The 23249-nt window shown below is 66.8% G+C and carries 20 protein-coding genes; 9 read left to right on the forward strand and 11 right to left on the reverse strand.

Features of this window, described 5'->3' with window-relative positions; genetic code table 11:
- Window positions 1–57: 57 nt before the first annotated feature.
- On the forward strand, window positions 58–657 hold the full coding sequence (gene phaR, locus FQV39_RS25150) for a polyhydroxyalkanoate synthesis repressor PhaR (RefSeq protein WP_149132774.1): 600 nt from the start codon (window positions 58–60) through the stop codon (window positions 655–657).
- 267 nt (window positions 658–924) lie between these two features.
- Here the strand turns inward: phaR and FQV39_RS25155 are convergent, their stop codons facing one another.
- Window positions 925–2220, reverse strand: coding sequence for an AraC family transcriptional regulator (locus FQV39_RS25155; RefSeq protein WP_248313137.1), 1296 nt, complete (start codon window positions 2218–2220; stop codon window positions 925–927).
- Window positions 2221–2337: 117 nt separating this feature from the next.
- Here FQV39_RS25155 and FQV39_RS25160 point away from each other — a divergent pair, with 117 nt between their 5' ends.
- Window positions 2338–3780, forward strand: coding sequence for a DUF1254 domain-containing protein (locus FQV39_RS25160; protein ID WP_149132775.1), 1443 nt, complete (start codon window positions 2338–2340; stop codon window positions 3778–3780).
- A gap of 224 nt (window positions 3781–4004) precedes the next feature.
- On the opposite strand, the gene FQV39_RS25165 is transcribed toward FQV39_RS25160, so the two are convergent.
- The 3 genes from FQV39_RS25165 to mtgA all read right to left on the reverse strand — a co-directional run bounded on the left by FQV39_RS25165 (window position 4005) and on the right by mtgA (window position 7329).
- On the reverse strand, window positions 4005–5699 hold the full coding sequence (locus tag FQV39_RS25165; RefSeq protein WP_149132776.1) for an EAL domain-containing protein: 1695 nt from the start codon (window positions 5697–5699) through the stop codon (window positions 4005–4007).
- A gap of 625 nt (window positions 5700–6324) precedes the next feature.
- Entirely contained in the window at window positions 6325–6510 is a 186-nt protein-coding gene (rpmF, locus tag FQV39_RS25170) for a 50S ribosomal protein L32 (RefSeq protein WP_047582212.1), read from the reverse strand.
- Window positions 6511–6660: 150 nt separating this feature from the next.
- Window positions 6661–7329 carry a monofunctional biosynthetic peptidoglycan transglycosylase gene (gene mtgA / locus FQV39_RS25175; protein ID WP_472840607.1) on the reverse strand — a complete coding sequence of 223 codons (669 nt, stop codon included), beginning with the start codon at window positions 7327–7329 and terminating at the stop codon, window positions 6661–6663.
- A 126-nt stretch (window positions 7330–7455) separates the two neighbouring features.
- Here mtgA and FQV39_RS25180 point away from each other — a divergent pair, with 126 nt between their 5' ends.
- Complete coding sequence (locus tag FQV39_RS25180; protein WP_149132778.1) at window positions 7456–8403, forward strand: polyprenyl synthetase family protein; 948 nt, start codon at window positions 7456–7458, stop codon at window positions 8401–8403.
- A 211-nt stretch (window positions 8404–8614) separates the two neighbouring features.
- Here the strand turns inward: FQV39_RS25180 and FQV39_RS25185 are convergent, their stop codons facing one another.
- Entirely contained in the window at window positions 8615–9877 is a 1263-nt protein-coding gene (locus FQV39_RS25185; protein ID WP_149132779.1) for a histidine kinase, read from the reverse strand.
- 51 nt (window positions 9878–9928) lie between these two features.
- On the reverse strand, window positions 9929–11221 hold the full coding sequence (locus FQV39_RS25190; protein WP_149132780.1) for an adenylosuccinate synthase: 1293 nt from the start codon (window positions 11219–11221) through the stop codon (window positions 9929–9931).
- Between the two features lie 301 nt (window positions 11222–11522).
- Between FQV39_RS25190 and FQV39_RS25195 the strand changes: the two genes are divergently transcribed.
- Both FQV39_RS25195 and FQV39_RS25200 read left to right on the forward strand, forming a co-directional pair.
- Entirely contained in the window at window positions 11523–12734 is a 1212-nt protein-coding gene (locus tag FQV39_RS25195; RefSeq protein ID WP_149132781.1) for an amidohydrolase, read from the forward strand.
- A gap of 238 nt (window positions 12735–12972) precedes the next feature.
- Window positions 12973–13551, forward strand: coding sequence for a tyrosine phosphatase family protein (locus FQV39_RS25200; RefSeq protein WP_149132782.1), 579 nt, complete (start codon window positions 12973–12975; stop codon window positions 13549–13551).
- A 203-nt stretch (window positions 13552–13754) separates the two neighbouring features.
- Here FQV39_RS25200 and FQV39_RS25205 read toward each other — a convergent pair whose 3' ends face one another.
- A complete protein-coding gene (locus FQV39_RS25205; protein ID WP_187640063.1) occupies window positions 13755–15455 on the reverse strand; it encodes a mucoidy inhibitor MuiA family protein in 1701 nt (566 codons plus the stop codon).
- A gap of 217 nt (window positions 15456–15672) precedes the next feature.
- Between FQV39_RS25205 and FQV39_RS25210 the strand changes: the two genes are divergently transcribed.
- On the forward strand, window positions 15673–16203 hold the full coding sequence (locus FQV39_RS25210; RefSeq protein ID WP_149132784.1) for a hypothetical protein: 531 nt from the start codon (window positions 15673–15675) through the stop codon (window positions 16201–16203).
- A 104-nt stretch (window positions 16204–16307) separates the two neighbouring features.
- On the opposite strand, the gene FQV39_RS25215 is transcribed toward FQV39_RS25210, so the two are convergent.
- Both FQV39_RS25215 and FQV39_RS25220 read right to left on the reverse strand, forming a co-directional pair.
- Window positions 16308–16625, reverse strand: a complete 318-nt coding sequence (locus FQV39_RS25215) for a DMT family transporter (protein WP_149132785.1) — start codon at window positions 16623–16625, stop codon at window positions 16308–16310.
- A 125-nt stretch (window positions 16626–16750) separates the two neighbouring features.
- Window positions 16751–17671 (reverse strand): LysR family transcriptional regulator, encoded by a 921-nt coding sequence (locus FQV39_RS25220; protein ID WP_149132786.1) that lies wholly within the window; start codon window positions 17669–17671, stop codon window positions 16751–16753.
- A gap of 93 nt (window positions 17672–17764) precedes the next feature.
- On the opposite strand from FQV39_RS25220, the gene FQV39_RS25225 reads away from it, so the two are divergent.
- On the forward strand, window positions 17765–18586 hold the full coding sequence (locus FQV39_RS25225) for an NAD(P)H-dependent oxidoreductase (RefSeq protein ID WP_149132787.1): 822 nt from the start codon (window positions 17765–17767) through the stop codon (window positions 18584–18586).
- A gap of 17 nt (window positions 18587–18603) precedes the next feature.
- On the opposite strand, the gene FQV39_RS25230 is transcribed toward FQV39_RS25225, so the two are convergent.
- Entirely contained in the window at window positions 18604–19488 is an 885-nt protein-coding gene (locus tag FQV39_RS25230; protein WP_210251142.1) for a type 1 glutamine amidotransferase, read from the reverse strand.
- Between the two features lie 85 nt (window positions 19489–19573).
- Between FQV39_RS25230 and FQV39_RS25235 the strand changes: the two genes are divergently transcribed.
- Complete coding sequence (locus FQV39_RS25235; protein WP_149132788.1) at window positions 19574–20512, forward strand: DMT family transporter; 939 nt, start codon at window positions 19574–19576, stop codon at window positions 20510–20512.
- Window positions 20513–20671: 159 nt separating this feature from the next.
- On the opposite strand, the gene bla is transcribed toward FQV39_RS25235, so the two are convergent.
- Window positions 20672–21673, reverse strand: coding sequence for a class A beta-lactamase (gene bla, locus FQV39_RS25240; protein ID WP_149132789.1), 1002 nt, complete (start codon window positions 21671–21673; stop codon window positions 20672–20674).
- Between the two features lie 222 nt (window positions 21674–21895).
- On the opposite strand from bla, the gene FQV39_RS25245 reads away from it, so the two are divergent.
- Window positions 21896–23245 carry a HEAT repeat domain-containing protein gene (locus FQV39_RS25245; protein ID WP_149132790.1) on the forward strand — a complete coding sequence of 450 codons (1350 nt, stop codon included), beginning with the start codon at window positions 21896–21898 and terminating at the stop codon, window positions 23243–23245.
- The last annotated feature ends 4 nt before the right edge of the window (window positions 23246–23249 follow it).

The following is a 23249-nucleotide window of genomic DNA, read 5'->3' on the forward strand; positions in this document are numbered from 1 at the left end:
GCTCCGCCGAGCACGCCGGAATCACCAGTGGCCGCGGACCAACGTCAAGTAGGACCGATGGCTAGCGACAAAGAACCGACCGTCATCAAGAAATACGCCAACCGGCGGCTCTACCACACGGGTACCAGCTCCTACGTCACCCTGGAGGATCTCGCCGGGCTAGTACGTGCGGGCGAGGATTTCGCCGTCTACGACGCCAAGTCGGGGGAGGACATCACGCGCTCGGTGCTGGCGCAGATCATCTTCGACGAGGAAGCCAAGGACGGCCAGAACCTGCTGCCGATCGCCTTCCTGCGTCAGCTCATCCGCTTCTACGGCGACAGCATGCAGGCGCTGGTGCCGCGTTACCTCGAATTCTCGATGGAGAACTTCACCAAGGAGCAGAGCAAGTTCCGCGAGCAGATGGCGAAGGCCTTCGGCGGCACGGCCTTCGGCGGCAATGCGCTCGATGCCATCCAGGCGCAGACGCGCGCGAACATGCAGATATTCACGGAAGCGTTCCGGCTGTTCAACCCGTTCACCGCGGCGGCGCAGGCCCGTCAGGAGGCCGAAGGCGCCAAGCCTGCGGCGCAGCCCGCCGGCAGCGAGATCAACGATCTCAAGCGCGAGCTCAACGAAATGCGCGACCGCCTGGACAAGCTGTCCCGCACGCGCTGAGCCGATTCTGACGAATTTGAGCCGCGCCCTCGCAGGAGAGGGCGCGGCTTTTCATTGTCTCGTTAGAACCGATGCGGCGAGTGTCCTGGTTGGGTGGAATTCAGAAGTTCGTCAGCCTGCGACCGCCGGGATAAGTGCACTAACAGCTGACGTTGGCACGCAGCCTGGAACCGGGCATTCGCGATCAGTCCGAGTACCGCCGGTCTCGACCCGTCTTCCCGGCTACAGCCTCTTGTCACGGGCGTCTCTGGCAAGCGACCCCTGATGTTAAATATTCGAGCGAAACTCGCTGGGCGTGCGGCCGGTCGCCTTTTGGAAGGCGCGCGCGAAATTGGCGGGAGAGGAATATCCCATCTCCGCCGAAACACGGGTGATCGAGCCATTCATGTGCCGGAGCAGCTCGGTCGCTCGCTGTAGCCGGGCCGCGTTCGCCAGGCTGCGAAAGTCGCTGCCGGCCCGATTCAGCTCACGTTGCAGCGTTCGGACACTGGTGCCCATCGGTCTCGCCGCACGATCGATCGACACGCTGCCGGTGAGAACCTGGGCCCGAATCTGCTCCATGACGACGTTGAGCAGATTCCGTGGCGCGCCGCCGGGCCGGTCGCGTGCCACATCCTCGATGGTGACGATCGGCCATGACGCCCGGCGCGGAGCGGCAGACAAATGATGGCGTTCCACGACAACGGTCACTGCGGGCGCGTTGAAAATGACCGGGCATTGGAAGAGATCTTCGAACTGGCCGGATTGGCGCGGCCTGTTGATATCAAGCTCGACGCGCAGTGGCCGCCAGTCAAACGGCAAATAGGCCCTGAGCACGCTCAGCAGAACCCCGGCTGCCGCGCCGGCGATCATGTCGTAGCCAGCGTGGCCGGACAAGGCGAAGACATAGCTATACCGTGCCTCGTCGCCGACGATTGCGACCGACATCCTGTCATCCGTGCTGTGATAGCACAGGGCCGCAATAGCCCGGTTGATAGATTGGCCGAGGGTGTCGGCTCCCAATAGGTAGCGCCCAAAACTGCCATAGTTGGCGGCGTCCATCATGGGGGCGATCAGGAGCCCGAGATTGGGCTCGCCGGCTGCTCTTGCGGCGGCATTCACGAAGCCGATGACTGCGGCGTGCGGGATGAAGCAATTGCGGCCTTCGGTCAGCTCGAGATCGAAGCCTGCCGCGCGGTTCGCCCGCAGAAGCGCTTTCTCCCCAATCTCCTGACGCAGGAATGCCGGCAGTCCGTGCAGGATATGGCTGGAGATGACTGGGACCTCAGCCACGTGCTGGTCGCTCCGGAAGGACGCAAGGTTGGCGCAAAATGAGTGGTCTCGAAATCCGATTGCTGCTTGGTCGCACAGTATAAGTGCCGCGGGCAACCGGGAAAACCGGTTTTGACCGTCGCTATAGCTTTGTTTGAAGGAATGTCCGGCCGTGAGCGCGTGCAGTTTGACCAGTTCGGCCAGATCAGGTCGTGCACTCATCAATCCCGGCGCGTCGGGAATGCCGGATGTCCGCTCGTCCGCCCTAAGCAGCGCAAGAGCGGACGTCGCCGAAAGGTCAAAGGCGGACATGCAAGCGGGTCTGGATCGGCCATTCCTGCATTGTCAATCATCGCCCAGGTCGCGTAGCGTTAACCTGCGACCTACGCGCGCTTGACCACAAGTTGCGAACCGGAAGGAAGTGTTCAGATGCTGACGAAACGCGATCTGCTTGGCTCTGCTGCAATGGCCGCATTGGCCGCCGCGACGGCGAAGTCCAGCCCGGTATTTGCGCAGAACAAAGCCGAATGGCCCAACGTGTTTGAGGCCAAGGACATCGCCGAAGAAGGTTTCATCTACGGCCTGCCGCTGGTGATGAATTATGCGGTTATGCAAGAGTATGCCGTGGATAAGAATTCGGGTCAGTTCAAGGCGCCGTTCAACGAAATCTACAACATGCACCATGTCGCCACCCCGGCGGATACGGCCATCATCACGCCGAACAGCGACACCCCTTACTCGATGCTCTGGCTGGATTTGCGGGCTGAGCCGATGGTCATCTCGGTGCCGACGGTCGAAAAAGACCGCTACTACTCAGTCCAGTTGATCGACGGCAATACCTACAATTTCGGCTATATCGGCTCGCGCGCCACGGGGACCGAGCCGGGCGCCTATCTGGTGGTCGGCCCCGACTGGAAAGGCGAAACGCCGATCGGAATCAAGAACGTTTTCCGATCGACGACGCCGTTCACGTTCGCGGCTTTCCGCACCCAGCTCTTCAATCCCGCCGACATGCCGAACGTCGAGAAAGTCCAGACCGGCTACAAGGCGCAGCCGCTTTCGGCCTTCCTCAAACAACCCGCCCCGCCCGCCGCGCCGAAGATCGCGTTCGTTTCGGCCACCACCGCCGGGATCAAGGATAACTTCTTCGAATATCTCGACGCGGCCCTGCAGTTTGTCCCTGAGACGCCAAGGGATCAGGCGGTTCGCGCGAAACTTGCAAAGATCGGCATCGGCCCCGGCAAGACCTTCGCGTTCAAGGATCTGTCACTCGAACACAAGGCCGCAATCCTGATCGCCATGAAGCAGGGTGACGACAAGGTCGACAAATGGCTGGCCAGCGGAAACAAGAACATCAACGGCTGGAATGTCGGCTCGTTCTTTGGCGACGAGGCCTTCTATAACGGCGATTGGGTGATGCGGGCAGGCGCCGCCAAGGGCGGTCTCTATGGCAACGATGCCGTGGAAGCGATGTATCCCTATACCCGAACGGACGCGAGCGGCGAGACGCTCGACGGCAGCAGGCACAAATACACCCTCACCTTTGCGCCTGGCCAGTTGCCGCCCGTGAATGCGTTCTGGTCTGTGACGATGTACGACGGCAAGAGCCAGTTCCTGGTCAAGAACCCGATCAATCGCTACCTCATCAACTCTCCGATGTTGTCGGCGATGAAAAAGGACGCGGACGGCTCGCTGACGCTCTACATCCAAAAGGACAGCCCCGGTGCCGACAAGGAAGCCAATTGGCTGCCGGCGCCGGATGACAAAATCTATCTGGTGATGCGCCTCTATTGGCCGAAGCCCACGCCGCCGTCGATTCTGCCGGCGGGGCAAGGGACGTGGCAGCCACCGGGTGTGAAACGGGTCTCGTAGAGGCGAAGAGCTTCGCCCGCCTCTCCGTCGCAAGCTCGTTGCGATAACGCCGACAGCTCTTGTGCTGTCGGCAGATGACGTGGCCGTCGATGCCCAAGAGCGGACTTTCCCAAAGTCAGAAACGGGCAATCGCGGGTCGCTAGAAACCGATCTTGAAAGGTCGCAGTTGGGTCGAAAGTGGTCATCGGGCTACCCGCTGGAGGCGTGCTCGAACGGCGCTTGCGTCAGCCAGTAGCGAGCTTCCGGCGGGGCATCTGCTGCATGGAGGCATGCAGCTCGGCACGGCCGACGAGATGCCCCTGCAGATAGGTGACGCCCCAGTCGCGCAGCATCGCAGCCTGCATCTCGTCGTCGACCCATTCCGCCACCGTCTCGACGCCGAGATGACCGGCGAGGTCGATGAGCGTGCGGACATAGAAGCGGTCGTCGGTCGAACGCCGCAGATTCTGCGTGAAGGCGCCGTCGATCTTCAGGATGTCGATCGGGAAGGCGCGCAGATGGCGCAACGAGGTGTGGCCGGCTCCGAAATCGTCGATGGCGATGCGCGCGCCCTGCGCCTTGATGCCCGCGAGCAGCTTCGCCACCCGCGTCGGGTTGTCGATCGTCGCGGTCTCGGTGACCTCGACGATCAGGCGTGAGGCTTCGCTTCTGGCGGCGGCCGTGCAGGCCACGAAGGCATCGAACCATTCCGGATCTGTCAGCGAACGGGGCGAGACGTTGACCGACAGCACCAGAGCGGGATCGTCGCGCAGCATCGCCATGGCGAGTTCGAGCACGCGATGGTCGAAGAGCCGCACGAGGCCGCGCCGCTCCAGCATGGGAATGAGCTCGGCCGAGGAGAAGTAGAGCCCGGTTTCGCCCTGGCCGACTCGCAGCAGTGCCTCATGGAAGGCGGGTTCGCGCGAGCCAGCCCTGACCACGGGCTGCAAAGCGAGCTGCACGCGCCTTTCGTTCAAGGCGGCGATCGCCTGTACGTCGAAGCCGACCTGATCGGCCGCGGCTTCGCGGCGGGGGCGCGGCTTGGCGGTGACGACGGTGTCGATGGCGCCGGCGCGGGCCGCGGCCAGGGCTCCTTCGGCCGCGCTCAGCAGCGAGCCGGCATGGGTTCCCAGCTCTGGCGCACTGGCGGCGCCGACACGCAGGCGCACGAGCGCGATGCCGCGCGCGGTCTCGATCGCGGATTGGGCAACGATCTTGATGAAACGCCGCGCGGCCGATTCGATCTGGTCCTGCGGGCAGCCGACGAGCAGGATCGCGAAGCTGTTGCCGGCATAGCGGACCAGATGGTCGCGCCGGCGCGTGACCGAGCGCAGCCGCTCATGCACGGTGCTGATGATCTCGTCGGTCGCCTCGTGGCCGAAATCGTCATTGAGACGTGCGAGCTCGTCGATCGCCGCCACCAGGATCACGACGGGGCGTTCGGCCGGCGGATGCTCCTTGAGCGTCGCATCGATGCGCTCCAGCAGGGCGGGCCGGTCGGAGAGTTCGTTGCCGAGCCGCTCCAGCTCGTCTGCCCGTGCGGCACGCTCGAGCCTGATGATGCCACGCGCGCGCGCCGGGCGGCCATCGGTCCCGGCGAACCAGCGGCCGGTGTCCTCGGCCCACATCTTGCGGCCGGCGAGGTCGATGGCATAGCGGGTTCGATAGATCACGCCGTCGCCATGGTCGTGCTCGCTCGAGCCGAAGATCGCATCATAGCGGCTCGGGCCGCTGCCGGGTTCGACGAGGCCGGCGAAGGCGAGGCCGCGTGCCAGGGTCTGTGCCGGGATCGGGCCGAGAACCTCGCCGACATTCGGACCCCAGATGAGCGTGTCGCTCTGGACGTCCCAGCCGTAAACCACTTCGCCGATCGAGGAGAGGATGCTGCGGGGGTCGACCGGGCCGCCGTTCTGGAAGCTGAAGATCGAAGGGGTGGGCATCGCTCGGCCTCAGGGGGATGGCCACGCAGCGCCGTTCTGGTGCTTCGTCGCCCGTCCGGATGATGGGAAGTGCCTCGAAACGATGCGGCAATTTTGATTAACGCGCCGTTAAGACTGGCCACCGGATTGCAGCCTGAACTCCGTCACATTGAGTTTGTGCCGGAGTGAGACATGGTGGAGGCCCGAGTTTGGCCGGGGCGCGATGCAGCCCATGTCGAGGCATCTGCGCTTCTGCTGTTGCAGGCTGCTGCGGCGCGGGCGGAGATCGGCCCTTTCGCGCGGAAAGGGATCACAACGCCCCAATCGGCTGCGGGTTGCTATCGGGCGGCGGCGCAGCTTCTGCCAAGGGGCCGGCTGCCGCGGCCTCGCTCGCGCCCTCGGCCGAGAGTGTGCTGATTTTACACGGAACCGCGTGTCATCCCGGCCGGAGCGAAGCGGAGAGCCGGGATCCATGCCTGAACCTTGATCGGATACGCTCCGGCATGGATCCCGGGTCAAGCCCGGGATGACCCGCGTGGTTCCGTCAAAACACAGCAGGCTTTAATGGAAAGCAGGCAAAGAAAAACCGGCCTCGCGGCCGGTTCGCATTCGTCGTCGCTGGAGCGGCATCGCTGCCGCATCCGGCTCAGGCGTCGGTCTTGACCTTGAGGACCTGACGGCCGCGGTACATGCCGCTCTTCAGGTCGACATGGTGCGGACGGCGCAGCTCGCCCGAGTTCTTGTCCTCGATATAGGTGGGCTGCTTCAGCGCGTCGGCCGAGCGGCGCATGCCACGCTTCGACGGCGACGTCTTTCTCTTCGGAACGGCCATTGTACTCTCCATCGTGCCGCCGTTCGGACGCAGGCCACAAGGCCACGCCTCCGCCACGGCGACGGATCAATCTCGTGAGGCGTTGCCCATACACCGTCAGGGCGAGCATGGCTAGAGCTGAATCCGGTTTTCTTCGGAATACCGGCGGGATCAGTCGGGAAGAGCGCAATCTCCGAGCGATCCGAGCTGTCCAAGCCTTCGCTGCGTGCGCGCGGCGGCCGATTGCAGCACTCGGCTCGGCTTCCCCGGGTCGCGCAGCAGAGGATTCGGCAGCGCTGCCGCCAGCCGCGCAGCTTCGGCGGGGCTGAGTCGCGCGACGGCTTTGCCGAAATAGCGCTGCGCCGCGGCCTCGGCCCCGAACAGGCCGTGACCCCATTCGGCGACGTTGAGATAGACCTCGATCACGCGCTGCTTGCCCCAGGCGAAGTCGATCGCCAGCGCCAGCGGAATCTCCAGCCCCTTGCGGATATAGGAGCGACCGGGCCAGAGGAAGACGTTCTTGGCGGTCTGCATGGTCAGCGTCGAGGCACCGCGGCTGGGGCCGTCCTCATCCTCCAGCACCGCGTTGAGCTCGATCCAGTCGACGCCGCGATGGCTGCAGAAGCGCTGGTCCTCGGCGGCGATGACGGCACGGATCAGGTTGGGTGAGATCTGCTCGAGCGGCACCCATTCGCGCTCGACGGGGCGTAGTGTCAGCCAGCGGGCGAGCATCAGCGTCGAGGGCACAGGCACGACCCGATAAAGCAGGATCGCAGCGGCGAGAAGGAGGAGCAGCCAGCAGGCGAGCCTGACACAGAGGCCGATGAACCTGCCCAGCACGTTGCTTCGCCCTCCTCGCCGGTCGATCGGCCGATCCGTGATGTCCTGCGTCATGGCGGCGCAGCTTGACGATGCCGCCATCGTCCGGCAAGGCCCCCGTCCCGGCAGCGAACGCGAGGCCCGCGCATGAGTTCCGTCACCACTCCGGCCAGCCATGGCGAACTCGACCGGCGGCTCGCGCAGAACGCGGAGGCCATTGAGACGCTGCTCGCGGCGCTGCTGGCGTCCGAGCCGGCCGAGGGAGAGATTGCGCGCCCGCCACGCCTCGTTGCGGCGATGCGTCACGGTGCGCTCGGCGGCGGCAAGCGCCTGCGGCCTTTCCTCACGGTCGAGACGGCGCGGCTCCTCGGCGCTGCTCCGGAGCAGGGGCTGAGGGCCGGCGCGGCCGTCGAGCTGCTGCATTGCTATTCGCTGGTTCATGACGACCTGCCGGCGATGGATGATGATGATCTGCGCCGCGGCCGCCCGACCGTGCACAAGGCCTTCGACGAGGCGACGGCGATCCTGGCCGGCGATGCTCTGCTGACGCTGGCCTTCGAGGTTTTGGCTGATGAGGCGACCCATCCTGAGGGCGCCGTGCGGGTCGCGCTGGTGAGCACGCTGGCGCGGGCCTCCGGGCTCGGCGGCATGGTCGGCGGCCAGATGCTGGACCTCGCGGCCGAAGGACGTTTCGAGGCGCAGCGCGGCTCGCTTTCGGAAGCCGCGATCCGGCAGCTTCAGGCGATGAAGACCGGGGCGCTGCTGGCGGCGAGCGTCGAGATCGGCGCGCGGCTTGGCGGCGCCGATGCCGAGGCGCTGGCGGCGCTTGGTCGATACGGGCGGGCGCTCGGCGCGACCTTCCAGGTCGCCGACGACATCCTCGACGTCGAATCGGACACGGCCCAGATGGGCAAGGCGACGGCGAAGGACGAGGACAAGGGCAAGGCGACGCTGATCGGCGCGCTCGGCCTCGACGGCGCCAAGCGCGAGCGTGACCGGCTGAGCGAGGCTGCGGGGGCCTCGCTCGCGGGCTTCGGCCCGGAGGCGGATGTGCTGAGGGCAGCCGCGCGCTTCGCGGCACAGCGGAAGAGCTGAAAAACAAGGGCGCGGGGAACCCTCTCCCGGAGGGAGAGGGCAGGGTGAGGGGAAGGCCGTTGGACGCTTTAGCCGTGTGCCTACCGCAGCAGCGGTGAGAGCGTGCGCAACTGGTCCAGCGGCCTACACCTCACCCCTGCCCCTCTCCTTACAGGAGAGGGGTTCCCCGCGCTGTCCGACTTTCTCCCGATAGGCGTTTGCCGGCGTCCAGTTACCGCCAGCGGCCGAAGGCGTCGGCGAGCGTCTGGCTGCCGGAGACGCCCTTCTCGAAGGTGATGATGCCGCGCCGGCCCGAGGTGAACAGCACGGGGATATCGATCCAGCTGCGGTTCAGGATGAGGTCGATGTTGCGCTCGACCTCGACGGGCACGTTGGACAGCGCCGCGACGAAGAGGTTGTCGCCCAATGCCGAGTTGATGGCCGAGAGCGGTGCGCCGCGCTCGCCTTCCTCGGTCTTGAACTGCGGCACGCCGATTTCCTTGATCGCCTGCGTCGTCGGGTCGCCGCTCACGGTGAAGCGCAGGCCGATGATATGCGAGGCGGGGAAGGCGGAATCCGTATTGCGGCGGATGGTGAAGTCGAGATTGAGCCCGGCATCCGGAATCTCGACGGTCGCACGCACGATCGTCTCGACCGGGCGGCCCTGGCCGGCGCTCTCGCTGTCGAGGCGCCAGAAGACGCGGCCGTTGACAGCGCGGGGCTGCTGCGGGTTCTCGGGAACCTCGGTGTAGAGGATGGCGCGCTGGGCGACGGCGATCTCGCCGCCCGGCTGTGGCACCGGAATGCCCGGCGAGGTGCTCGCCGCATTGCCGCCGGTCCGGCCCTGGGCGGGCGCACCGGGCTCGCCGACGCGGTCGGCGATCTTGCCGTTGCCTTCGGGCTGTGCCGGCCGAGCCTGCTGCGTCGCGGCCTCGCCGCTCGGGCGGGCGGCGTCCTGCGGCTTCAGCTTGTGGACATAGATCGCGGTGGCCGCGATCGCCGCGACCGCGATCGCGACGACGCCGCCCACCACGGCGGAACGGATATGGCTGGGCTTCACCCGCGATTCGCGCGGCGGCTGCACCCGCGGGCGGGCGACCTGCGGCTGTGCCGGCTCGGGCAGCGGCTCGCCCTCATCCTCGCCAGTGGCCGCCGGAAGCGGCGCGAATGCCGGCTGCTTCTTGGGCTCGAGCGGGTTCTTGGGCTCGGGCGGGCGCGGCGGCTGCGGGGGAGCTTCGACAGGGCGAACCACCGGGTCCTCAGTGACCGGCTGCTCGGCCGGGGCCTCCTCGTAATCCGCCTCGATCCGGGCGACCGCCTCGTCGAGCGCCAGGCGCTCGCGCATGATCTCGGCCTCGCTCAGCGGCGGATCGAGACCGCGCAGCTGCGCGACGAGCGCCGTCCGCGCCCGGTCATAGATGGCGCGGCGCGTTTCGGCGGAGTTGTCGGGCAGCCCGGCAACGGCGCGTGCCAGGATCGGGTAGAAGTCGGCCATTGGCCTCACTTGTCGCTGATGACGGGCGGCGTCAACCCTCGAAGGGCAGGCTTATCCCTCGAAGGGATTATGGACGAGGATCGTGTCGTCGCGCTCGGGGCTGGTGGAGAGCACAGCGACGGTGGCGCCGATCAGCTCCTCGATGCGGCGGACATATTTGATGGCCTGCGCCGGCAGGTCGGCCCAGGAGCGGGCGTTGGCTGTCGAGCCGTCCCAACCTTGAATCGTCTCGTAGACCGGCTCGACGCGGGCCTGATCGGCCTGGCCGGCCGGCAGGTGCTCCAGCACCTGGCCGTCGAGCCTGTAGCCGACGCAGACCTTGATCTCCTCGAAGCCGTCCAGGATGTCGAGCTTGGTGAGCGCAATGCCGTCGATGCCGGAGGTCTTGACCGTCTGGCGCACCAGGCAGGCGTCGAACCAGCCGCAGCGGCGCTTGCGGCCGGTGACGACGCCGAATTCCTTGCCCTTCTGACCGATCAGCTCGCCGATCTCGTCGAAGAGCTCGGTCGGGAAGGGGCCTTCGCCGACGCGGGTGGTGTAGGCCTTGGCGATGCCGAGCACATAGCCGACGGCGGAGGGGCCCAGCCCCGAGCCGGTCGCGGCCTGGCCGGCGACGATGTTCGAGGAGGTGACGAAGGGATAAGTGCCGTGGTCGACGTCGAGCAGCGCGCCCTGCGCACCCTCGAACAGGATGCGCCTGCCGGCGCGGCGCTGCGCATCGAGCAGCGCCCAGACCGTGTCGGCATAGGGCAGCACCTCGGCGGCGATCGCCTTGAGCTGCGTCAGCAGCTCCTTGGCATCGACCTCGCCGATACCGAGGCCGCGGCGCAGCGCGTTGTGATGGGCTAGCAGCCGCTCGATCTTGGCTTCGAGCAGGGCGGGGTCCTTGAGGTCGATGACGCGGATGGCGCGGCGGCCGACCTTGTCTTCATAGGCCGGGCCGATGCCGCGCTTGGTCGTGCCGATCTTCATACCGGCATTCGAGGTCTCGCGGAAATGGTCGAGCTCGCGGTGCAGCGGCAGGATCAGCGTGGCGTTGTCGGCGATGCGCAGATTATCCGGCGAGATCGCGACGCCCTGGGCACGCAGCCGGCCGATCTCCTCGACGAGGTGCCAGGGATCGACGACGACGCCGTTGCCGATGACGGAGAGCTTGCCAGGACGGACGATGCCGGAGGGCAGCAGCGAGAGCTTGTAGGTGACACCGTCGATGACGAGGGTATGGCCGGCATTATGGCCGCCCTGGAACCTGACCACGACATCGGCCTGGCTGGAGAGCCAGTCGACGATCTTGCCCTTGCCCTCGTCGCCCCACTGGGCGCCGACCACCACAACATTCGCCATGAGCGGAGTTTCCCTGCTTGTTCCGCGTTGACCGCGCAAGCACCCACGGAAATGCAAAACCCCGGCGCAAGGCCGGGGTTCGGGGCAGGTCCTTGCAAGCCCTCATGGGCCAATGTGGCGCGCAGGTCAAGGTTTCAGGCTGTCGGGACAGCGATTTCGCGAGGCAAAACGCCTGAGCATGGCCGGTCTGCGGCATCCGCGCAGTAATGCTGCCGCAATCGGGCGTAAGGGCTATGCTGCGGATCGGGACAGCGCGCGCAGCCTGCTTCCCGATGCCGCAGGAGAGGGGAATCCATCGATCATGACCAAGCTCGACGACTGGCTCGGCCAGCACCATGCCGCGTTCACGGCGATCCGCCGGGACATCCACTCCCATCCCGAACTCGGCCTGGAAGAGGTGCGCACCGCCAAGCTCGTCGCGGACAAGCTGCGCGAATGGGGCGTCGAGGTCGCCGAGAACGTCGGCAAGACCGGTGTCGTCGGTGTCATCCGCGGCAACCAGCCGGGCGAGCGCGCCATCGGCCTGCGCGCCGACATGGACTGCCTGGCGCTGGAGGAGACGACCAACCTTCCCTATTCCTCGCGCAACCACGGCCGGATGCATGCCTGCGGCCATGACGGGCACACCACGATGCTGCTCGCGGCCGCGCAGTACCTCGCCGAGAACCGGGATTTCGCCGGCACCGTCAACCTGATCTTCCAGCCGGCCGAGGAAGGCCGAGGCGGCGCCAACGCCATGCTGGCGGACGGCCTGTTCGAGCGCTTCCCCTGCGACGCGATCTACGGGCTGCACAATACGCCCGGCATGCCGGCTTCCACATTCGGCACCACGGTCGGCCCGTTCCTCGCGGCGGCGGATAGCTGGAAGGTCGCCTTTCACGGCGTCGGCGGCCATGGCGGCTCGCAGCCGCATCGCTCCACCGACATCACCTATGCGCAGGCGCATTTCGTGCTCGGCCTGCAGGGCATCATCGGCCGCAACGTCGCCCCGCTCGACACGGCGGTGATCAGCGTCGGCTACATCCATGGCGGCGACGTCAACGCCTCGAACGTCATCCCCTCCGAGCTCGTCATCGGTGGCACGGCCCGCACCTATTCGCAGGAGGTGCGCGACATGGTCGAGCGGCGCATCGCCGATCTCGCGGCTGCGACGGCGCAGGCCTGGGGCTGCAGGGCGGAAGCCCATTACCATCGCGGCACGAGCCCGCTGGTCAACGAGGCCGAGCAGGTCCGGGTCGCGGTCGCGGCAGCGAGCGCGGCGGTCGGGGCCGAGCATGTCAACGGCCAGCTCCGGCCGGGCACCGGCGGCGAGGACTTTGCCGAGATGATGCTGGTGCGGCCCGGCGCCTTCATGCGGATCGGCAACGGCGTCAATCCCGACGGCTCCTTCGTCGGCCTGCACACGCCGCTCTATGACTTCAACGACGCGATCATCCCGGACGGCGTGCGCTACTGGGTCGGCCTCGTCGATCAGGAGCTCGGCCAGGGCCTGCGGGCGATCGCCGCGGAGTAAGACATCACTGCGGCCGGCGTCATGAGATGCCGCCTCGCAAGTCTGACGGGGTGCCCGTGGTTTCCGGCGCTTGCGTCGCCGGGGGAACCGATCTAGAGCACGCGCCGATCAGGTCGCAATGCGATCTGATCGGATCACGCGTTCTCTATCAATAGCTTAGAGACGGATTCACTGATCAGGTTGATTCAACCTGATCGGATCCGGCTCTAGGCGACGGGCTCAGCAGCGGAGCCGTGCCATGAAGACCCTCACCATCTCGACTCTGACCATCTGCGGCATCGAAGAGCTGCCGGGCAACAGCGCCCGCGAGGTGACGCATGTGCTCTCGGTGCTTGACCCCGAGCGGGCCGAGATCGAGGCATTCGGGGCTTACGGCGAGCATCATCGCGTCACGCTGCGCTTCCATGACATCATCGATCCGCGACCCGGCCTGATCATGCCGGCGCCGGAGCATGTCGGCGAGGTCCTGCGCTTCGGTGAGGATCTGCGCGAAACCGCCGCCGCCCGCGTGAAGGGGCATCTGCTCGTCCACTGCCACATGGGCATCTCGCGCTCGACGGCGGCGATGCTGACGCTGATGGCTCAGGCTGATCCTGCCGAGGGCGAGGATGTGCTGTTCGAAAGATTGCGCCATATCCGCCCGCAAGCCTGGCCGAACTCGGTGATGATCGGCTTCGCCGACGAGCAGCTCGGCCGCGACGGGCGGCTGACCGAGGCATTGCGCCGGCACTATGCCCACCAGCTGCGTGTCCAGCCGAAATACCGGAACTGGATGGCCGATCTCGGCCGGGGGCGCGAGGTGGAGATGGCGGTCTGATGCAGGGCGCAATCATTCGGGGGCGCTGAAGCGACCCCGGCCGAGCGCTGTCCGCCGGGCCTGTCGTCATGGTCGGGCTTGTCCCGACCATCCACGTCTTCTCTTGCCAGACACCGTGTTCAAGACGTGGATGCTCGCCACAAGGGCGAGCATGACGATGGTCGGAACGGGCCTGATCGCTCTCGCTGGCGCGCCGTATCGGTTCAGCGGCCCGGCAGCGGCTGCTCGTCATAGGAGAGCTCGCGGTCGCCCGGCCATTTGAGGCGATAGGCGAGCTTGAGTTCCTTCTCGGCGCCGGGGGCGAGGTCGAAGGTCCAGGACGAGACGCCGCGCCGGTCGCCGACCTGCTTCTCGGTCGGTGGAGTGGTCTGGGCGGAGATGGGCTCGACCGCGATGGCGGTGCTCTCCGAGAAGGGGATGCGCCCGAGCACGGTCACCTTCACCGGCCTGGCGTGCAGGCTCTTCACCACCGTGCGGAACTCGCGCTGGTCGGTGCGGCTCTGGCCGAGCCAGCTAGGCTCGTTCTCGCGCCGCTTCACCGGGGCGTAGCTGACCTTGATCCGGTCATCGGCGCCGAAGCCGAGCTCGAGCTTGTCGCCCGGCGCCACCAGCCCGACCTGCCCCATGCCGACATAGCTGCCGTCGCGATGCAGCGCGACGCGGCCGGGCAGGAGCGGCGCCTCCTCCTCATGCACAAAGCCGGCTTCCAGATAGGCCTTCTGCTCCAGCTCGGGCACGGTGCGGGCGGCGAGCGTCGCTTCCGCCTTGCGCTGGGTCAGCACGACCGTCTTCGGCGAGCCGTCCTGCGGGATCGTGGCGCGGCCGGGCACCTGGAAATTCGCCTGATAGGCGCCGGCCTCGATCGTCGCGACTTCGACCTCGGCCGGCCGTGCAGGCACCGGGGCGGGGGCAGGGGTGATGGCACGCTGCGACTGTGCGGCCAGCGCCTCGGCTTCGGCCTTGGCGCGTGCGGCCGCCATGGCCGCAGGAGCCGCACCGGCGCGCGAGCGGCTTTCATAGATGGCGGGCGGCTCGAAGAAGGCCACCTGCATGGGTGCAAGATCGGGCGCACGGGTGCCGCCGGCCGAGCGTGTGGTCGAGAGCGTCAGGGCGACATCGTCCCAGGACTCGCCGCTGCGCTGGCGGATCTCGGCACGGCGCGTCAGGGCGATCTCCGGCTTCTCTGCCGTGGTGGTCAGCCTTGCCTCATAGGTCGGCGTCCAGTTCGCGCCGGTGACGCGATAGCTCACGGTGAATTCGGCCGCGAGGGGCTGCGGCGCCTCGACCGCGATGGCGACATCGCGCTTCGGAGCGCCAGGCCGGCCAGCCTGCGGGCGGGCGCGCTCGAGCGAGGCGATCTCGGCCTCGACATCGGAGAGACGGCTGCGCACGCCGCGCAGCTCGTCCTGGACCTTGACCAGCGCAGTGCCGATCGCCTCGAACACGGCCGGCCAGTCGGCGACCGGCAGAGCCTTGCCGTCGGGGCCGAGCTTGTCCGGGCCGGTCTGGGCGAAGCGTTCGATGGTCGAGCGCTTGGCCTCGATCGCGGCAATCTGGCTCTCGAACTTGCCCTTGTCGTCGCGCAGCGCCTTGAGCTTGTCCTCCAGCACCGTATCGAGCACCGGCTTGGCGTCACCCGGTGTGACGCGGACATCGACGGCGCCAACCGAGAAGGTGCCGTTACCTTTGCCTTCGACGCGGATGGAGGCGGGGTCGATCGTCGCCGGCAGCCCGCGCAGCACGACCTGCGAAACGCCCTGCAACAAATCCGCCTTGCCGAGTCGCGTCACGATGGCACCATCGGGATAGACCGTGACCCGGTCGATCCGGCTCGCAAGCTCGGTCTCGGCGGCGCTGGCGAGGCTGGGCGCAAGAATCAGGGCGGCGGCAATATGGCTTTTCACGAAATCATCCCCCAAATCGCATTCACGCAGCTGCGATGAGCGCTGCCGATTCCGGCGTGCCCAAGGCGGAATTTGGCCGGAATGCGGATAGGAAGCGAGAGCGGATCGAGCATCCTGCGTTTGCAGGATCGTTCGTTGGCGAAAACGGGGCGCGACGCTTCCTGACAGGAGGCGGCAAGACGCGCAGTTGGGTCATCACATCAGCCCGGAGGCCACCATGCCAGCGATCTTCACGGATGCCCTGATCAGCGCTGCGCCGCATGAGGCTATTCCGCCGGAACAGCGGATCTTCGAGCCCTTCATCGGCAGCTGGGATCTGGTGGTGAGCTGGTACCGGCCGGACGGGGCAGCGGAGCGCCGGCTCGATGGCGAGTGGCATTTCGCGCGCGTGCTGGAGGGCCGCGGCATCCAGGATGTCTGGATCGTACCGCCGCGGGCGCAGCGCCCGGCAACGGGCGGCGATTACGAATACGGCACGAGCCTGCGGTTCTACGATCCAACGATCGAAGCCTGGCGCTCGACCTGGATCGGCCCGCAGCACCGCGTCGTCCACAGCTTCGTGGCGCGGCGGGTCGGCGATCAGGTGCAGCTCGAAACCATGCTGGACGGCCAGCGTATGCGCTGGCGTTTCCTCGATATCACGCCCGGCAGCTTCACCTGGTGCAACGAGCGCGAGGTCGAGGGGCGGTGGGTGCTGACGCAGGATTTCAAGGCGCGCCGAACCGGTTGGGCGCCTCTGCGACCATGAACGCGAAGGTGGCGAGCGCTAGTGCACGCGCCGATCTGACTGCAACGCGGTCAGATCGGCGAACGCGTTCTCTTACTTAAGTTAAGAGCCGGATCCGATCAGCGTCAGTGTGCCGACAGCTTCATCATGACAAGGCCGGAGACGATCAGCACGGCGGCGGCGATGCGCATCGGCGTCAGCGCCTCGCCGAGCACGGTGACGCCGACGAGGAAGGCGCCGACGGCGCCGATGCCGGTCCAGATCGTATAGGCCGTGCCGAGCGACAGGGCGCGCATCGCCAGCGAGAGCAGGGCGAAGCTGCCGATCATGGTGACGATGGTGATCGCCGTCGGCCCCGGACGGGAAAACCCGTCCGACTGCTTCATGGTGAAAGCCCAGACGACTTCGAGAATGCCGGCAGAAAACAGGTAGAGCCACGCCATAGCGGTCCCCCATGAGTTGCCGGGTCGTCCCAGCACATTGCCCAGGTTGGGGGAGGTCGTGGCCTCGCAGCCGCTGACTTAGCCATCGATGTTCGCGAGGGCAAGGCGGGCCGCGCATGCCGGGTTCAGCTCGGCTCGATTCCGGGAATGCGGGCGATCTCGGCGGTGAGATAGTCGATTAGCAGGCGCACGCGAGCGATGCTGGCACGCTCCGGGCGGATCAGCAGGCTGAGCGGCACTGATGCCACCGCATAGTCCGGCATGACCGACTCGAGCCGGCCGTCGGCGAGGAGATCGTCGACCAGCCAGCGATGGGCCGGTCCCAATCCGCGGCCGGCTGCCAGCGCCTCGCGCGCCGCCAGGCCATGATCGACGCGAAAGCGGCCGCCGAACGGAACCTCGAAGCGCTCGCCGCCCGGTCCGGACAGGACGAGACGGTCGCTGCCCGCAATGTTCGTCATGCGGATTCCCTGATGGCCGGCGAGGTCCGCAGGCGTCCGGGGGCGGCCGTAGCGGGCGAGGTAGGACGGCGCGGCGACGAGCAGGCGGCGGGAGTTGCCGAGGCTGCGCAGCTTTGTCGAGCTGTCGCTCAACGGCCCGAGGCGCAGCGCGAGATCGACGCCCTCCTGCACGAGGTTGATCCGCTCGTCGGTGAGGCTGAGGTCGATGTCGATATCCGGGTGGCGATCCTGGAAGGCGAAGATCAGCGGGGAAAGTTGGCGCGTGCCGAAAGCGGCGGTGCAGGAGAGGCGGACGACTCCCGCTGGCGCCTCCGCGGTGGCCTGCATCTCCTCATGCGCCCGTTCGACGAGCCGCAGGATCTGGAGGCAGTGTGCATAGTAGCGGGCACCTTCCTCTGTCAGCGCGACACGGCGCGTGGTGCGGGCGAAGAGCGCGACGCCGAGCGCATCCTCGAGCTCCTGAACATGCCGTGACACCGACGATTGCCCGATGCCGAGCTCGCGCGCGACGGCCGACAGGCTGCCCCTTTCGGCGACCCGCACGAAGCTGCGCATCCGATCGAGCGAGATCTCTGATTTATCCATATTTCGGCAGAGTGATATCTTTTTCTGATATCTAACGGATGAATTGATGGCTGGCTAGCTTCTTCCCATCGTCACAAGGGCAGGATGGACGCCATGAAAATCCTCTACGTCTTCGCTCATCCCGAGGAGCGCTCGCTCAATGGCTCGCTGCGCGAGGTCGCATTCGCGGAGCTACGTGCGCAAGGTCATGAGATCCTCGTCTCGGATCTCTACGCCATGGGCTGGAAATCGCAGGTCGATCGCCAGGATTTCCCACAATGGCCCGCCGATAAGAGGTTGCTCGTCCCGGCCGCCTCGAAGGCCGGCTTCGCCTCCGCCGCGCTGACGGCCGATGTCGAGGCCGAGATCGCGAAGCTGCGGGCGGCCGACGGCATCATCCTGCATTTCCCGCTGTGGTGGTTCAGCATGCCGGCGATTCTGAAGGGTTGGGTCGACCGCGTCTTCGCCTATGGCTACGGCTATGGCGTCGGCGAGCACAGCGATGCCCGCTGGGGTGATCGCTATGGCGAAGGCATGTTCCAGGACAAGCGCGCCATGCTGGTCGTCACGGCCGGGGGCTGGGCGCCGCATTATTCGGCGCGCGGCATCAACGGGCCGATCGACGACCTGCTCTTCCCGATCCAGCACGGCGTGCTGTTCTATCCGGGCGCGCAGGTGCTGCCGCCCTATGTGCTCTATCAGGCCGACCGGATCGACGAGGCGCGCTTCGCGTCCGAGGCGGAGCGCCTGCGGGCGCGGATGCGCGGCTTCTTGACCGAGGCACCCATTCCGTACCGCAGGCAGAACGGCGGCGACTATTCGATCCCGGGATGCGAGCTGCAGCCGTGGCTCGGTGGCCCGGACGCGAGCGGCTTTGCGCTGCACAGCGCCGATGCATCGCCGGTCGCCGCCAGGCTCTCGGCCGTGGCGGGCTGAGCCGCTTCGGCGCCGGTTCAGGCGCGGCTGCGCGTGCTGGCGTGCGGCTTGATGCGGTGCTCGACGAAGTTGCGGAGTTCCGTGACGCGGCGCTCGGCGTCGAGCACCTCGCGGTCGAGCCCATGTGCCCAGGCGAGGTCCTGCCGGTCGACGGGCGCGGCGTCGAGGGTGCGCAGGTCGTCGAGCCAGGCTTCCGTCGAGGCCTCGTCCTTGCGGAAGCCCTCGTCGATCAGAAGCGGCACCATGCGTCCGAGGATCGAGGCGACCTGCTTCAGCGGGAATTCGGGGTGATACTGCACGCCCCAGAAGGTGCCGCCATTGTGCTTGATCTCGGCCGCCTGGACCTGGCTGTAGGCGTTGGAGGCGAGGATGGTCGTGCCATGCGCGGGGAGCGCGATGGTGTCGAGATGGATCGCCGGGGCGTCGAAGGCGGCCGGGCGGCTGTCGAGCAGCTTGTGGCACCGACCCGCCTCGGTCGGCGATATCCGGCGGGCGAAGCCGACCTCGCGGCCCTTCGGATTGGCGGTGACGGTGCCGCCGGCCGCGACCGAGCCGACCTGGATGCCCCAGCAGGAGCCGAAGCAGGGGGTGCCGCTGGCATAGATCGCCCGCATCAATTCGACCTGCCGCGTCACCGCCGGCTCGATGTCGTAGATGTGCAAGGCAGAGCCGGTGAGGAAGACGCCGTCATAGGCTTCGAGCCCGGCGCCATCAGGCAGGTTGGCGCCCTCGTCGGCCGGCAGGCAGATGTCTGAGATGATGCCGGGCGCGATCGCTGCGATCTCGGCGGCATAGGCCTCGCCATAGGCCATGCCGTAAGCCTTGCGCAGCCCTTCGCGATGCTCGTGTGTGTTGCCGTCGACGAAGAGCAGGCGGAGCGGGCGGGAGCTGGTCTGGATCATCAGGGAATTTCCGCAGGAATGCGCAGGGCGATGGGCAGGCTTGCGCCCGATCTCATATGAGAGGGGTCTCGCGCAAGGTTATTGCATGAGCTCTTTCTCGCGACAGGGCGGAATCGTGCACCCTTCCCCGACTTGGCTGCAACGCGCCTGGGCCAATGCCTATCTGCTGCTGATCCTGACGACGCTGATGTGGGCGGGCAACGCGGTGGCGAGCCGGCTCGCCGTCGGCAACATCTCGCCGATGGCCTTGACCTCGTTCCGCTGGGTCGCGGTCTGCCTGATCATGCCCTTTCTGCTGCGCGACCAGCTCCGGAAGCACTGGCCGGTGTTGCGCGCGCGCTGGCGCTTCATCGCGCTGCTCGGCGTCCTCGGCTTCACCGCCTTCAACACGCTGATGTATCTCGCCGCCTATTCGACCTCGGCGATCAATATCGGCATTCTGCAGGGCTCGATCCCGGTCTTCGTGCTGATCGGCGCGCTCGTCGCCTATCGCACTCCGATCGGCGGCATGCAGGCGCTTGGTGTGGCGGTGACGCTGCTGGGCGTCGCCGTCACCGCGAGCCGCGGCGACATCAACGTCCTGATGGGGTTGCGCTTCGTGACCGGCGATCTGCTGATGATCCTCGCCTGCGCGCTCTATGCCGGCTACACGGTGGCGATCCGCAACCGGCCGGCGGTGCCGGGCCTCGTCTTCTTCACGACAGTGGCGTGTGTCGCCTGCCTGTTCTCGCTGCCGCTGCTCGCCGGCGAGATCGCGCTCGGCAAATTCCATGTCCCGACGGCGGAGGGCTGGGCGATCCTGGCCTTCACGGTGATCGGCCCCTCGATCCTGTCGCAGCTCTTCTTCATGCGCGCCATCGAGATCATCGGCCCGGGCCGGGCCGGCGTCTTCGTCAATCTCGTGCCGGTCTTCGCGCCGATCCTCGCCGTGCTGATCCTCGGCGAGCCCTTCGGCCTCTATCACGCCCTGGCGCTGGCCCTCGTGCTCGGCGGCATCTTCATCGCCGAGCGGCTGGGGCGGTAAGAACTCTGCTCCGATGCAACAACCGCCGTCATTCCGGGCGGAGCGAAGCGCAGACCCGGAATCCATCGTAGAGCGCGACGCCCTTCGATGGATTCCGGATCGGCGCCGCTTCGCGGCTTGTCCGGAATGACGGCGGTGGTTTCGTGTCGATCGGCCGTTTCAACGTAGCGCCGAAACGGCGAGCCGTGCGACAGCGGCGTGCGCTGCATCGCGCTCGTTCGCGTCGGCCCGCGAGCCGGCGAGATAGACCACGATGACGAAGCGGCGCCCGTCCGGCAGCGTCGCGATGCCGATATCGTTGCTGGCGTGGTTGATGCCGTCCGTGGTCAGGCCGAGCCCGGTGCGATGGGCGAGGCGCGAGCCCGCCGGCAGGCCGGCCTTGATCCGCTCTGCGCCGATCTTCATTTCGGCAGCGATCTTCTCGATGAAGGCGGTATGGGCCGGGTCGCGCAGCCAGTTGCCCTTGGCGAAGGCCTCCAGGAAGAGCGCGCTCGCCTCGGGCGTCGCGGCGTCGCGCTTGTCCTTCAGGGCCTTCGAGAGCGCGGCGATGCGGACTTCCGGCTTGAGTGCCTTGAGCTCGGCGCGGAATCGCGCCTCGTCGACCGTCTCGCCCCAGGTGAAGCCGCGCAGACCGTAGATCTCGGGCTGGAACTGGCGCTCGTAGCGGTCGATCGAGATGCCGGTGATGCCGCCGTCGCGCAGCATCTTCGTCACCACCTGCGGCCCGCCGATCTCGCGCATCAGCAGGTCGGCGGCGGTGTTGTCGCTCTGGCCGGCGGCCAGCCGGACGAGCTCGCTCAGCGGATAGTCGTTGCGCTCGCCCTTGAAGGCCTTGGCGAGCGGGCTGTTGAACAGCGAGAAGTCCTGGCGCGTGACGGTGATCGGCTGGTCGAGCTTGAACTTGCCCGCCTCGACCTGCTGCAGCACCGCGACCGCGAGCGGCAGCTTGAACACGCTCTGCAGCGGGAAGGTCTCGGCGCCGCGATAGGACCATTGCTTGCGGTCCTTGAGATCGACAAGAGCGACGCCGAGCCGGCCTTTCGCCTGCTCTTCGATCGCGATGATCTCCTTGTCGAGCTTGGCTTTGTCCCAATCGGCGAGCGCGGGGAAGGCGGTGAGGCAGGCGAGGGCAGCGGCGGCGAGGCGAAGGCGGGCAGGCATGGGCGGTCCTCAATGGAGAGGCCATCAGAGGGGAAGGACATTGCGGCGGGGGTGAGGCGCAGCCCGATGCAGGTCTGACGCAACTGTCCTGCGCTTTCGGCGGGGCCGCGCGGAAGGGATACTTGCCAAAGAAATACAACTTTAAGTAGTGTATTCGTGTTTATGCACCTTTTTGGAAGCGGGTGGCTTCGGCCGGGCCTGCCGAGTCGGGGGGAGGGGAGCATGAGCGCCTGGGATGACATCAAGCAGGCGATAGCCGGCAACCCAAAGCTGGGCCTACTCAGCGGCGTGGCGGCCATCGGCGCGGTGATCTCGGTCGTGCTCGGCTACACCGGCGACAATTACGAGTTGGCGGTCATCGGCGGCCTGATCGTCGTCGGCTTCATGATCCTGCTGGCGATCTTCATCTCCGTGACCAGCAGCCAGCAGCAGTATCCGTATCTCGCAGCGTTCCTGATCTGGGCGATCTCATTCGCCTTCATCGGGACGATATTCCTGGTGATGTCGTCCTATTTCATGTGCTGGCCGCAGGGGTTGGGGCGCAGCTGCACCCAGCGCCAATATGTCCGCGGCGAGATCTCCAACCTGCCGAGTCCGGCGCATAAGGAAATCGGGGTCTCGTTCGAGGACTACGCGCTCGGCGCCTTCCAGAAGGATCTGAAACGCTATCGCTTCGTCGTCTTCGACCATAAGGGCAGCGACCGTGACACGATGACGGTGACGGTTCGTCCGACCGATCGCGCCGACGACCGCGACGAGGACATCAAGGTCCATCTCTCCTGCATCGAGCGCTTCCGCCATGCCGGCAAGATGATCGCCTGGCGCTATCGCGAACTGGATCAGGCCCAGCCGGACGGCAGCATCGTCAAGACGCCGGCCCTGTTCGAGGGCAGCCGCAAGATCGGCGAGTTCGGGCTGAATATCGACGAGCCGATCCGCTGCGACCGGGACGCTCCGCAGCCGCGTTCCGCCGCGGTCGCTCCGGGCTTCTGGTCGCGCTTCCTGCCCGGCCTGGCCGCCCATGCCCAAGAGGCGCCGGCCGCGCCGACCCCGGACGTGCGGGAGGCGATCAAGAACCTGACGGCCGAGGACGCGGCGACGCGGCGCAGCGCGCGCTCGATCCTGGCGGACGGCTCGACGGCGGCGGTGCCGGCCATCCTGGAGGTGATGCGCCAGCAGCCCGAGAATTATCGCGTGCAGCTCGGGGGCAGCGTCGCGATGACGGAGATGCTGCGTCAGAACAAGGCCGAGGCCCCGCGCATCGCCGGCGTCATCACGGCGGAGGAGGATCGTGCCCTCCTGCTGAAGGCGGCCGGGCATCCCGACCGGACGCTGCGAATCTATGCCAGCGAGTTCCTCTACGACCTCGGCGATCCTGAGATCTCGCGCAAGGCGCTCGCGCTGGCCGCCAAGACCAGCGACGAGAACGCCCGCTACAACTGGCTGCTCGTGGCGCAGGGTGGCTGGGGCAAGTTCACCCCGGACCAGAAGGTCGCCGCGAGCGCCGACCTCGCTGCGGCCCACGCCGCAGCCGGCCCCATGACGCGCAAGCTCTTCGACAAGCTCCAGTAACCGC

The organism is Bosea sp. F3-2 (assembly GCF_008253865.1).
Taxonomy (GTDB): Bacteria; Pseudomonadota; Alphaproteobacteria; order Rhizobiales; family Beijerinckiaceae; genus Allobosea.